The 12,248-nt window shown below is 71.7% G+C and carries 11 protein-coding genes; 7 read left to right on the plus strand and 4 right to left on the minus strand.

Annotated features, from left to right (window positions below; translation table 11 throughout):
* Nucleotides 1-29 precede the first annotated feature (29 nt).
* Nucleotides 30-1,934 carry a BCCT family transporter gene (locus tag ACH9D2_RS09840; RefSeq protein ID WP_396362657.1) on the minus strand — a complete coding sequence of 635 codons (1,905 nt, stop codon included), beginning with the start codon at nt 1,932-1,934 and terminating at the stop codon, nt 30-32.
* Between the two features lie 313 nt (nt 1,935-2,247).
* Between ACH9D2_RS09840 and dnaK the strand changes: the two genes are divergently transcribed.
* From dnaK to ACH9D2_RS09860, 4 genes are all read left to right on the plus strand, one after another.
* On the plus strand, nt 2,248-4,104 hold the full coding sequence (gene dnaK, locus ACH9D2_RS09845) for a molecular chaperone DnaK (protein WP_396362658.1): 1,857 nt from the start codon (nt 2,248-2,250) through the stop codon (nt 4,102-4,104).
* The gene (locus ACH9D2_RS09850) at nt 4,101-4,760 is read left to right on the plus strand and encodes a nucleotide exchange factor GrpE (RefSeq protein WP_396362659.1); all 660 of its coding nucleotides are present in this window, start codon (nt 4,101-4,103) and stop codon (nt 4,758-4,760) included. Before dnaK ends, ACH9D2_RS09850 begins: the two co-directional genes overlap by 4 nt.
* Nucleotides 4,761-4,915: 155 nt before the next feature.
* Nucleotides 4,916-5,932, plus strand: a complete 1,017-nt coding sequence (locus ACH9D2_RS09855; RefSeq protein WP_396362660.1) for a DnaJ C-terminal domain-containing protein — start codon at nt 4,916-4,918, stop codon at nt 5,930-5,932.
* Nucleotide 5,933: 1 nt separating this feature from the next.
* Entirely contained in the window at nt 5,934-6,374 is a 441-nt protein-coding gene (locus ACH9D2_RS09860; protein WP_396362661.1) for a heat shock protein transcriptional repressor HspR, read from the plus strand.
* Nucleotides 6,375-6,400: 26 nt separating this feature from the next.
* On the opposite strand, the gene ACH9D2_RS09865 is transcribed toward ACH9D2_RS09860, so the two are convergent.
* Genes ACH9D2_RS09865 through ACH9D2_RS09875 form a run of 3 tightly spaced genes read right to left on the minus strand, consistent with a single transcriptional unit; the run spans nt 6,401 to nt 8,314 of the window.
* On the minus strand, nt 6,401-6,895 hold the full coding sequence (locus tag ACH9D2_RS09865) for a GNAT family N-acetyltransferase (RefSeq protein WP_396362662.1): 495 nt from the start codon (nt 6,893-6,895) through the stop codon (nt 6,401-6,403).
* Entirely contained in the window at nt 6,892-7,683 is a 792-nt protein-coding gene (gene trmB, locus ACH9D2_RS09870) for a tRNA (guanosine(46)-N7)-methyltransferase TrmB (RefSeq protein WP_396362663.1), read from the minus strand. Before trmB ends, ACH9D2_RS09865 begins: the two co-directional genes overlap by 4 nt.
* 4 nt (nt 7,684-7,687) lie before the next feature.
* The gene (locus tag ACH9D2_RS09875; protein ID WP_396362664.1) at nt 7,688-8,314 is read right to left on the minus strand and encodes an LOG family protein; all 627 of its coding nucleotides are present in this window, start codon (nt 8,312-8,314) and stop codon (nt 7,688-7,690) included.
* A 118-nt stretch (nt 8,315-8,432) separates the two neighbouring features.
* On the opposite strand from ACH9D2_RS09875, the gene ACH9D2_RS09880 reads away from it, so the two are divergent.
* From ACH9D2_RS09880 to ACH9D2_RS09890, 3 genes are all read left to right on the plus strand, one after another.
* Nucleotides 8,433-9,695 (plus strand): Bcr/CflA family efflux MFS transporter, encoded by a 1,263-nt coding sequence (locus ACH9D2_RS09880; protein WP_396362665.1) that lies wholly within the window; start codon nt 8,433-8,435, stop codon nt 9,693-9,695.
* Between the two features lie 155 nt (nt 9,696-9,850).
* A complete protein-coding gene (locus ACH9D2_RS09885) occupies nt 9,851-11,296 on the plus strand; it encodes an alanine/glycine:cation symporter family protein (RefSeq protein WP_396362666.1) in 1,446 nt (481 codons plus the stop codon).
* Nucleotides 11,297-11,362: 66 nt separating this feature from the next.
* Entirely contained in the window at nt 11,363-12,238 is an 876-nt protein-coding gene (locus tag ACH9D2_RS09890; protein WP_396362667.1) for an aldose epimerase family protein, read from the plus strand.
* Nucleotides 12,239-12,248: the final 10 nt, after the last annotated feature.

A 12,248-nucleotide genomic window follows, 5' to 3' on the forward strand; every position in this document is an offset into this window, starting at 1 on the left:
CACGGGGCGGCGGCCGCACCGGAGGCGGCTCAGGAACTCGTGTCCTCCTCCTTGTAGACGTGCTCGATCTCGTTGCCGTGCTCGTCGATCTGCCGGTACCACTCGGTGACGACCGGGTCGTGCGAGTCGAAGGCCTCGCCGGCGGCCCGGAGGCCCCCGGCGTGCTCGATCCGCAGGGCGAAGTCGTCGCCGTGCTCCTCGATCCCGTGGATGACGGCCTTGCGCATCGCGGCGGAGGCGAACCTCGCGCGGATGGTCGCCGGGTCGTGGTGAAGTTCCTTGTAGAAGGCGACCATCAGGGCCAGCACGACCACGGCGAAGGGCAGGGCCGAGACGGTCACGAGGTTCTGCATGCCGGTGAGGGCGTCGCCACCACCCGCGAGCATCATCACCACCGCGATGCCGCTCAGGCACAGACCCCAGAAGACGACAACGCCCTTGTGGGGCTCGGGATCTCCGCGCTGGGAGAGCGTGCCCATCACGATGGAGGCGGAGTCGGCGCTGGTGACGAAGAAGATGCCGATTATGACCATGGCGAGGACCGAGGTGATCGCGCTCAGGGGCAGTGCGTCGAGCATGGCGAAGAGCACCGCCTCGTTACCGCCGGCCCCGGCGACGTCCGTGCCGGTCTGCTGCAGGTACATGGCCGTGCCGCCCATGACGATGAACCACAGCACGCACATGGAGGACGGCACCACGAGCACCACGGTCACGAACTGGCGCAGCGTGCGCCCGCGGGAGATCTTTGCGATGAACATGCCCACGAACGGGGACCAGGACAGCCACCAGGCCCAGTAGAAAACGGTCCAGCCTCCGGCGAATCCGGCGGCGTCCTCACCCCAGGCGCCCGTCTGGCCCGTCAGCCACAGGTACTCCTGCAGGTAGGTGCTGAAGACGGCCGGGATGAGATCCAGCAGCAGGACCGTGGGGCCGGCCACGAAGACGAACAGGGCCAGCAGGAACGCCAGGACCAGGTTGATGCTCGAGAGGTAGCGGATGCCGCGGGCCACGCCCGTGACCGCGGAGACCACGAAGCCCGCCGTGAGTACGGCGATGATCGCGATGAGCCCGGCATTGCCGAACGGTCCCCAGCCGGCGACGATCTCGAGGCCCCGGGCGATCTGCACGGCCCCGATGCCGAGGGACGCGGCGGTGCCGAAGAGGGTCGCGAAGATGGCGAAGATGTCGATGAGCTTGCCGAGCCCGCCCTCGGCGCGGTCCTTGCCCACGAGGGGCACGAAGATGCGGCTGATCAGCGGCGCGCGTCCGCGCCGGTAGGTGCCGTAGGCGATGGCCGCGCCCACCACGGCGTACATCGCCCACGGGTTCAGGGCCCAGTGGAAGGCGGTCTGGACGAGGGCGTAGACGGTCATCTCCTCCGAACCGGGCGCCGCGCCGAACCCGGGGACCCCGGCGCCGAAGTGGCTCAGGGGCTCGGAGGCGCCGAAGAACATGAGGCCGATGCCCATGCCGGCGGCGAAGAGCATGGCCAGCCAGGCGAAGAAGGAGTACTCCGGCTCCTCCTCGTCGGTGCCCAGGGGGATGCGCCCGGTCCTGGTGAAGCCCACGACCAGCATGAACAGCACGGCGATCGTGGACATCGCGGTGAAGAACCAGCCGGTGTTGCTGGTGACCCACCCGAGGGCGGCTGTGGAGGCCGCTGCCAGTGTCTCGGTGGACAGCACGCCCCAGGCGATGAAGGCGGCAATGCAGGCGGCGGTGACGAGGAAGACGACCTTGTCCGTGCCGTAGTTCAGGTTCCGGGCCTCCACGGCGATGCCGGGGACCAGGGCGGGGTGGATGCCGTGGGGGTAGGGCGGTTGCGGCTTCTTCCGCCTCTTCCTGCGCTTGTGCTCGGAGTGCTCGGTCGAGCCGTTCCCGGGCGGGCTCTCCTCGCTCGCGTCGTGCTCGGGCTGGTGGGGTGGGATGCTCACGGGTCCTCCTGCGGAGTGCGGGACGGGCAGTTGCGGGATGCCGCACGGTGGCGGGCGCGACGGTCCGAGGCGCGGACCGTCCGACGACGGGGTAGAAAGCCCACCCTAGCGAAGGGAACGTCGCCCGTGGTCAGGCGGCCGACGATACGAGGAGGCGACGCCAGTAGATTGAGTCGAGTCAGCTCAACTCGTCTTGACAAGCTCCACCCATGTGGCAGACTTGAGTCCGGAAAGCTCAAGTACTGAGACCTCCGGGACCCCACGGGGCCAGCACGGCCCGCCCGGTTCAGCTCGACCGAAGGAGAACACGTCCATGTCTCGTGCAGTAGGAATCGACCTCGGCACCACCAACTCCGTGGTGTCCGTCCTGGAGGGCGGCGAGCCCACCGTCATCGCCAACGCCGAGGGCAACCGGACCACACCGTCCGTCGTGGCCTTCTCGAAGGACGGTGAGACCCTGGTCGGCGACATCGCCAAGCGCCAGGCCGTCACCAACGTGGACCGCACCATCGCCTCGGTGAAGCGCCACATGGGCACCGGGTGGTCCACCGACATCGACGGCAAGAAGTACACGCCGCAGGAGATCTCGGCGCGCATCCTCATGAAGCTCAAGACCGACGCCGAGTCCTACCTCGGCGACAAGGTCACCGACGCCGTGATCACCGTCCCGGCGTACTTCAACGACGCCGAGCGCCAGGCCACCAAGGAGGCCGGTGAGATCGCCGGCATGAACGTGCTGCGCATCGTCAACGAGCCCACCGCCGCGGCGCTCGCCTACGGCCTGGAGAAGGGCAAGGAGGACGAGCTCATCCTCGTCTTCGACCTCGGCGGCGGCACCTTCGACGTCTCCCTCCTGGAGGTCGGCAAGGACGAGGACGACTTCTCCACCATCCAGGTCCGCTCGACCGCCGGTGACAACCGGCTCGGCGGCGACGACTGGGACCAGCGCGTGGTCGACTGGCTGCTCGCGCAGGTGAAGTCGAAGACCGGGGCGGACCTGTCCAAGGACAAGATCGCCCTCCAGCGCCTGAAGGAGACCGCCGAGCAGGCCAAGAAGGAGCTGTCCTCCGCGACCAGCACCAGCATCTCCCTGCAGTACCTGTCCGTGACCCCCGAGGGCCCGGTGCACCTGGACGAGCGACTCACCCGCGCCAAGTTCGAGGAGCTCACCCGGGACCTGCTCGAGCGCACCGAGAAGCCGTTCAAGGACGTCATCGCCGAGGCCGGCATCTCCGTGTCCGACATCGACCACGTGGTGCTGGTGGGCGGCTCGACCCGCATGCCCGCCGTCGTGGACACGGTCCAGCGCCTCGCCGGCAAGGAGCCCAACAAGGGCGTCAACCCGGACGAGGTCGTCGCCGTCGGCGCCGCGATCCAGGCCGGCGTGCTCAAGGGCGATCGCAAGGACGTGCTGCTGATCGACGTCACCCCGCTGTCGCTGGGCATCGAGACCAAGGGCGGCGTGATGACCAAGCTCATCGAGCGCAACACGGCCATCCCCACCAAGCGGTCCGAGACGTTCACCACCGCCGAGGACAACCAGCCGTCCGTGTCCATTCAGGTCTTCCAGGGCGAGCGCCAGTTCACCCGGGACAACAAGAACCTGGGTACTTTCGAGCTGACCGGCATCGCCCCCGCCCCGCGCGGGATGCCGCAGATCGAGGTCACCTTCGACATCGACGCCAACGGCATCGTGCACGTCTCCGCCAAGGACAAGGGCACGGGCACCGAGCAGTCGATGACCATCACGGGCGGGTCCTCCCTGTCCAAGGAGGAGATCGACCGCATGGTCAAGGACGCCGAGGCCAACGCCGAGGCGGACCGGGTGCGCCGCGAGGCGGCCGACCTGCGCAACAACGCGGAGCAGCAGGCGTACTCCGTCGACAAGCTCCTGAAGGACAACGACGAGAAGCTGCCCGAGGACGTCAAGTCCGAGGTGCAGGCGGACGTCGACGCCCTGAAGCAGGCCCTCGAGGGCGAGGACGACGACGCCGTGAAGACGGCCTACGACAAGCTGCAGCAGTCCCAGACCAAGCTCGGCGAGGCCCTCTACGCGCAGTCGCAGACCGAGGGCGCGGAGGGCGCCCCGGGTGCGGGCGCGACCGGTGCCACCGGTGACGAGGACATCGTCGACGCCGAGGTCGTCGACGACGAGGACGAGAAGAAGTGAGCATGCCCGACCCCACGCCAGGACCCGACGAGAACGCGGCGGAGGACGGTCCCGGGAACGCTCCCGGCGACCCCGCCGCGCACCCCGACGAGCACCGCGCGCAGGACTCCGGCACCCGCCCCGCCGAGGAGGCCGGGCCGGAGGGTCTGACGGTGGACGACATCCTCTCGACGCCCCAGTCGACCGACGCGGAGTCCGGGGACGCCGCACGGGCGGCGGCCGAGGGGGAGGACTCCTCCACGGCGCTCGCCGAGGAGCGGCTCGAGGAGCTGCGCCGGCTGCAGGCCGAGTTCGTGAACTTCAAGCACCGCACGGCGCGCGAGAAGGAGCAGCTGCGGACCTTCGTGACGGGCGACCTCCTGCAGACGCTGCTGCCGGTGTTCGACGACATCGACGCGGCCCGGCAGGCGGGCGACCTCACCGACGGCCCGTTCGCGGCGATCGCCAACAAGCTCGAGGAGATCCTCGTGCGGCAGGGGCTCGTGCGCCTCGGGGAGATCGGGGAGAAGTTCGACCCGAACGTCCACGAGGCGGTGCTGCAGCAGCCCACGAGCGAGGTCGAGCCCGACCAGGTCTCCATGGTGCTGCGCTCCGGCTTCCGGATCGGCGAGCGCGTGGTGCGGCCGGCCCAGGTCGCCGTCGCGGTCGCCGAGTGAGGCCGGTCCCGGCCTGATCCGAGCGGCGGCAGGGGAGGTCCGCCCGCGGGCCTCCCCTGACCCGACCCCGGCGCCGCGGCGCCGGGGACCACCCCAGGACGACCACCGGGTCCTGTTCGACAGGACCCCGACCGGCACCCCAGAAAGGAGGCGTCATGGCCAGCCAGGACTGGGTCGACAAGGACTTCTACAGCATTCTCGGCGTCTCCAAGGACGCGTCCGCGGCCGACGTCAAGAAGGCCTACCGCAAGCTCGCCCGCGAGCACCACCCGGACCAGAACCCGGGCGACGAGGCGGCCGAGCAGCGGTTCAAGGACATCACGGAGGCGAACTCCGTGCTCTCCGACCCCGAGGAGCGCAAGCAGTACGACGCGATCCGCGCGATGGGCTCCGGTGCGCGCTTCACCGCCGGCGGCCCGGGCGGTGCGGGCGGCTCGGCGAACTTCGAGGACCTCTTCGGCGACATCTTCGGCGGGGGCGGCGGAGGACGCCGCCGCCGCACGACCTACACCACGGGCGGCGCGGGCGGCCAGGGCGGGTACGAGGACCTGTTCGCACAGTTCGGCGGCCAGACCGGGTACGGGGCGCCGGGCGGCTACGGCGGCTACCAGGCCCCGCCGGCGCGCGGGGAGGACATCCGGACGGAGACGACCATCCCGTTCCGCTCCTCGGTGCACGGCACCACGATCAAGCTGCGCCGCGGCAACGGCCAGGAGACCACGGTGCGGATCCCGCCCGGAGTGCGCGACGGGCAGAGGCTCAAGCTCGCCGGCAAGGGTCACACCGGCCCCGGCGGGGCCGGTGACCTCTTCGTCACCGTCCACGTGACGCCGCACGCCTTCTTCAAGCGGGTCGAGGGCACGGACGACGTCGAGGTCACCGTGCCGATCTCGTTCCCCGAGGCGGCCCTGGGCGCCACGATCGAGGTGCCCGTGCTGGACGGCGGCACGGTGCGCCTGAAGGTGCCCGCGGGCACGTCCTCCGGCCGGCGCTTCCGCGTCAAGGGGCGCGGGTTCAGCACGGCCAAGGGCGCGGGCAATCTGATCGTGACGGTCGAGGTGCACGTGCCGGCCGAGCTCGACGAGCAGGCGCGGGACGCCGTCCGGGCCTTCGCCGAGGCGACCTCGGCGGAGGATCCCCGGGCCGGCCTGGCCGTGAAGGCACGGGTGTGAGATGGCTCTGGACGCCGACCAGCCGCTGTTCGTGATCTCCGTGGCCGCGGAGATCGCGGAGATGCACCCGCAGACGCTGCGCCAGTACGACCGGCTCGGCCTCGTCAAGCCGTCCCGTGCCCCCGGCCGGGCCCGCCGCTACTCCCAGCGCGACATCGAGAGGCTGCAGCAGATCCAGGTGCTGTCCCAGCAGGGAGTGTCCCTCGAGGGCATCCGGCGCATCCTCCAGCTGGAGAACCAGGTCGCGGCCCTGCGGTCGAGGGTGGCGGATCTGTCCCGGGAGCTCGAGGACGCCCGGGACCGGGCCGAGGAGTCCTCGCGGATCTTCGCCGCCGGTGTCGGCGGGGACGTGGTGCGCATGGCCCGCGGCGCCCGTCCCCGCGCCCGCAAGATCTCGCAGGCCGTGGTGCTGTACCGGCCCCCGCGCCAGCAGGAGCGCTGACCGGCCGGTCCCCGGACCGGTGCGGCTCAGCGCAGCTGCTTCTCGAAGCCCACGTCGTACACGCCGCCCGGGTAGACCCGGGCGACCCCGGGCAGCGGGACGTACCCGCTGCTGCGGTAGAGGGCGAACGCCTCCGGCTGGCGGCTGCCCGTGGTCAGGTGGACGCGCCGATAGCCCGCCGCGGCGGCGAGCCGCTCGAGCTCGGCCAGGACCCGCCGCGAGATCCCGCGCCGGCGGTGCGCCGGGGCCGTCCACACCCGCTTGAGCTCGGCGGTGACGTCGTCGTGCCGGCGGAACGCGCCCCCGCCCACCGTCACGCCGCCCTCGAGGAGGAGCACGAGCCCTCCGGTGGGCGCGGTGAAGTCGTCCACGGGGTGGTGCGCCATCTCCTCGGCCCCGATCTCGGGGCCGTAGCGCTCCACGTACTCGCGGTGCAGGCCCTCGAGCAGCGGCCGGGTGCGGGGATCGCCAGGGAGCACGAGGACGAAACCGTCCCGCTCCGGGCCGGGGGCCGCGCTCATTCCGTCCGGCGGTAGGTGAGGTCGCGCGGGACGCGGCCCGCCTCCTGTGCCTTGCGCTCGAAGCTCGTGAGGACCCGCCCCTCCCAGCGGGGGGCCCAGCCCGTGTCCGGGTGCTCGTCGTCGGCGAGCGGGCCCGGGTGGAGGTTCTCGAAGTGCGGGGACGCGTCGAGCACCTCGCGCATCACCAGGGCGTACTCCTGCCAGTCCGTGGCGAGCCGCCACAGCCCTCCCGGCACGAGCACCCGGGCGGCGAGCTCGGCGAACGCGGGGGAGACCAGGCGCCGCTTGTGATGGCGGGTCTTGTGCCAGGGGTCCGGGAAGAACACCCACAGCTCGTCGACCGAGGCCGGGGCGAGCATGTGCTCCAGGACCTCGGGCGCGTTGGCCTGCACCACGCGGACGTTGTCCACGCCGGCCTGGCCCGCCTTGAGCAGCAGGTCCGCGATCCCGGGCTTGTACACCTCGACGGCGAGGAAGTTCCGCGCCGGGTCCAGGGCCGCGGCGTGCACGACCGCCTCTCCGAGCCCCGAGCCGACCTCCACGACCAGGGGCGCCTCGCGCCCGAAGGCCGCGGCCGCGTCGAACTCGTGGTCGGGATGGACAGAGGTGTCCGTGCGCACGCGCGGGACGTCGAGCACCCGGGTGGGCGCCCAGTCGTCCCAGGCCTTCTGGCGGCGGGCGGTGAGGCGGTCGCCGCGGCGCACGAAGGAGTACGGCCGGCGGTGGAACTCCTCGGGGACGGGACCCTGTGCGGGCCCCTCGGCGGGGGAAGGGGTGTGCTCGCTCATCGCCCTACATCCTAGGCGCAGACCGGGTGGGCACGGACCGGGTGGCCGCCGGCCCGTCCGCGGCGGACGGCTCGGCCCAGCGGCGGCGCGGCGCCTCCCACGCCGCGAACCGGGCGAGCAGCTCGTCCGCGTCCTGGGCGACCACGGCCGCGTCCCGGTGCTCGGGGCGCACGAGACCGGCCGCGGACATCGAGTCCACTGCGTCCAGCAGTGGCTTCCAGTAGCCGGCCACGTCGAGGAAGCCGACCGGCTTGGCGTGCACCCCCAGCTGCAGCCAGGTCCAGGCCTCGAAGATCTCCTCGAGGGTGCCCAGGCCGCCGGGCAGGGCCACGAACCCGTCCGCGAGCGCGGCCATCTCCGCCTTGCGCTCGTGCATCGTCCGGACGATGCGCAGCTCCGTCAGTCCCGGGTGGGCGGTCTCGTCGTCGACGAGAGACTGCGGCATGACCCCGACCACCTCGCCCCCGGCGGCCAGGGCGGCATCGGCGACGACGCCCATCAGCCCCACGTGGCCGCCGCCGTAGACGACGCCGACGCCGCGGCGGGCGAGGGTGGTGGCGAAGGCCCGGGCGGCCTCGGAGAACAGGGGGTCGGAGCCGAGGGAGGCCCCGGTGTACACGGCGAGTCTCATGGGGACATTGTCGCTGTTGCGGGCCCCGGTGCTGTCGCCGTCGCCGGCGTTCTCCCGTTCGCGGCGTCGATAGCATGAGTCGCGCCCCGCACCCGCCCCTCGTGCCGAAGGACCCGCCGTGAGCCCACCGCCGCCCGACGACCTCGTGCGCTCCCGCCTGCGCCTCTCCGGCGGCAAGGACCGGGTGGTGCTGGTGGCGGCGCTGGGGATCCTCAGCGCCGTGAGCCCGATGGCCACGGACATGTACCTGGCCTCGATGCCGGCCATGGCGGGGTACTTCGGGGCCTCTGCGTCCGCGGTGCAGCTGACGCTGACCACCTACATGGTCGGCATGGCCGTGGGGCAGTTCCTGCTCGGGCCGGTGTCCGACGTGCTCGGCCGGCACCGGCTCATGGTGGCCGGCAACGCGCTGTTCCTGCTCAGCTCCGTCGCCGTGGTCCTGGCCCCGGGCATCGGGACGGTGCTGGTCCTGCGGGCGGTCCAGGGCCTCGCCGGGGCGGCGGGCGTGGTGATCGCCCGCGCCGTGGTCTCGGACATCGCCTCCGGTCGCGGGGCCGCCAAGCTGTTCTCGATCCTCGCGACCATCACCTCCCTCGCCCCGGTGGTGGCCCCGCTGCTGGGCGGGGTGATCGCCACGGTGGCGCCGTGGCAGACCGTGTTCTGGGCGCTCGCGGCGTTCGGGATGCTGATGCTGGCGTGCTCCGTGCTCGTGGTCCCCGAGACCCTGCCCCCGCACCGCCGGCACCGCGGCGGGGTGGGCGCGGTCGTGACCGGGTCCTGGCGGGTGCTGCGCACCCCGTCCTTCATGGCCTACGCCCTGGCCTTCGGGCTCGCGTTCGGCGCCCTGTTCTCCTACATCTCCGCGTCCTCCTTCGTGGTGCAGAACGTGCTCGGCTACTCGGCGCTCGGCTACTCCGTGGTCTTCGCCGTCAACGCGGGCGGGTCGATCCTGGGCGCGGTCGTCAACACCCGTCTGGTCGACCGGGTCGAGCCCGGCACGATCCTCCGCACCGCGATCCTGGTCATGGCCGCCGTCAACGTGGTGGGCCTGGGCCTGGTCCTGGCCGGGGTCACCGGGTGGACCACCCTGGCGCACCTCTTCGTGAGCCAGACCTGCATCGGCTTCGTCATGGGCAACGCCGTGGCCCTCGCCCAGGGCCGGGTGCCCGGCCGGGCCGGTGCCGGGTCGGCGGTGCTCGGACTGGTCCAGTTCCTCCTGGGCGGGCTCGTGAGCCCGCTGACCGGCCTGGCCGGGCAGCACACCGCGGTGCCGATGGCCGTGTCCATGGCGGTGTGCTCGCTGCTCGCGGCGGGCGCCGTGCTGCTCGCCCACCGGCTCTCGCGGCGGGCACCGGAGGACCCTGCTCGTCCCGGGCCGTGACGGGGCAGGAACGGGCCGGGACGAGACTGTCACCGGTCCGCCGGCCAATGGCGGGCGGACCGCCGGACCTGTGATTAGATGCCCTCGGCCGAGACCGAGGTCACAGCCTCGTCCCGTCCCGATCCCTGACCCACCCGACACCCACGGGAGAACACATGCTCCAAACCATCGAGACCGCCCTCGGCGAGCTGGGCGGCATCATCTGGGGGCCCTACGTCCTCATCCCCCTGCTCCTGCTCACCGGCCTGTACCTCACCGTCCGGCTGGGCGGGCTGCAGTTCCGCACGCTGGGCTCCGCGCTGCGCCTGGCCCTGTTCGAACGCCGGGACGCCGAGGCCCAGGGCGGCGACGTCTCCCAGTTCCAGGCGCTGACCACGGCCCTCGCCGCGACCGTCGGCACCGGGAACATCGTGGGCGTGGCCACCGCGATCTCGATCGGCGGACCCGGCGCCCTGTTCTGGATGTGGGTCACCGGCCTGCTCGGCATGGCCTCCAAGTACTCCGAGGCGTTCCTGGCCGTGCGGTTCCGCACCACGGACGCCAAGGGGGAGATCTCCGGCGGGCCGCAGTACTACCTGGAGCGCGGCATCCGCAACGGGTTCGGGAAGTTCCTGGCGATCTTCTTCGCCGTCGCCGCGGCACTGGCCGCGTTCGGCATCGGCAACATGACCCAGGGCAACGCGATCGCCTCGAACGTCGAGGGGTCCTTCGGGGTACCGACCTGGATCACCGGCACCGTGCTCGCGGTGCTGACGCTCGCCGTGCTCGTCGGCGGCATCCGGACGATCGGCCGGGTCACGGCCGCGCTCGTGCCGTTCATGATCCTCTTCTACGTCCTGGGCGCGCTGTTCATCCTGGTCGTCAACGTCGAGGCGCTGCCGGGGGCGCTCGCCCTGATCTTCACCGACGCCTTCACCGGCTCCGCGGCCGTCGGCGGGTTCGCCGGCTCGGCCATCATGCTCGCCGTGCAGATGGGCGTGGCCCGCGGGCTGTTCTCCAACGAGTCGGGCATGGGCTCGGCGGCCATCGCGGCCGCGGCCGCCCAGACGACGCACCCGGTCCGGCAGGGGCTGGTCTCCATGACCCAGACCTTCATCGACACCATCATCGTGGTGAGCTTCACGGGTCTCGTCCTCATCACCACCGGGGTCTGGCAGCGGGGCGCCGACTTCGCGGCCACCATGACCGGCGACGCCTTCAGCCAGGGCCTGCCCGGCGAGTGGGGGCACGTGGTGGTGACCGTGGGGCTCGTCCTCTTCGCGTACTCGACGATCCTGGGGTGGGCCTACTACGGCGAGCGCTGCATGGAGCGCCTCTTCGGGCGCCCGGCGGTGATGCCCTACCGGGTGGTCTTCTCCGTGGTGGTGTTCGTGGGCGCCACCGTCCCGCTGGCCGTCGTGTGGAACTTCGCCGACGTGATGAACGGCCTGATGGCGCTGCCCAACCTCCTCGGGCTGCTGCTCCTCTCCGGACTGATCGTCCGCGAGACGAAGCACTACCTGGAGCACGACCCCAAGCTGCGGGCGGACCGCCGGCAGGTCGAGGGGTTCATGGCGGGTCACCCCGGAGCGATCGACTCGTACGAGCGCACCGGCGTCTGACGGCCGTCGGCGCACGAGGGCCCGGCCTCCTGACGGGGACCGGGCCCTCCGTCTAGCCTGAGGATCATGAGCGAACTCCCAGATCCCCGCCCGTTCTCCTGCGCGGACGCCACCGGTGCCGTCTACGACCAGGGCGCGCACGTGACCGACTGGATCCCCACGGGTCATGCCCCGGTGCTGTGGCTGTCCCCGAGCACGGCGCTCGAGACGGGCAGCCCCGTGCGCGGTGGTGTCCCGATCTGCTTCCCGTGGTTCGCGGACGGGGCCGAGGGCGGGCGCGAGCCCAAGCACGGTTTCGCCCGCACACTGCCGTGGCACGTCGAGTCCCGCGAGTCCTCGGACCACGAGGCGATGGCCGTCTACCGGCTCTCGGACGCGGACGTCACCGACCCCGCGCACCGGGAGCAGTTCCCGCACCGGTTCGAGGCGTACTTCGTGGTGCGCTTCGGCACCGAGCTGTCCCTCGAGCTGAGCGTCACGAACACCGGTGAGAGCCCGTTCGAGTTCGAGGAGGCCCTGCACGCCTACCTGGTGGTGGGGGACGTGCGGAAGATCCGGGTCGAGGGCCTGGACGGCGCCTCCTACCGCGACAAGGTCCTGGACCGCGAGGACCGTGTGCAGGAGGGGGACCTCCGGTTCGACGGCGAGACCGACCGGGTGTACCGCTCGACCGCGGACGTGGCCGTCGTGGACCCCGTGCTGGGGCGGGTGCTCCGGATCCGGAAGACGAACTCCGACACCACCGTGGTGTGGAACCCGTGGGCGGAGAAGGCGGCCGCGCTCCCCGACGTGGGGGCGGACGGCTGGTCGGACTTCGTGTGTGTGGAGGGCGCCAACACCCACGCCGACGCGGTGCACCTGGAACCCGAGGAGACCCACAGCATGGGCTACCGGGTGTCGGTCGAGACCACGGCGGAGGATCCGGGCCGGTCTCCCGCCTGACGGCCGGGAC

It is taken from the genome of Kocuria rhizosphaericola (assembly GCF_044462205.1).
Lineage (GTDB): Bacteria > Actinomycetota > Actinomycetes > Actinomycetales > Micrococcaceae > Kocuria > Kocuria rhizosphaericola.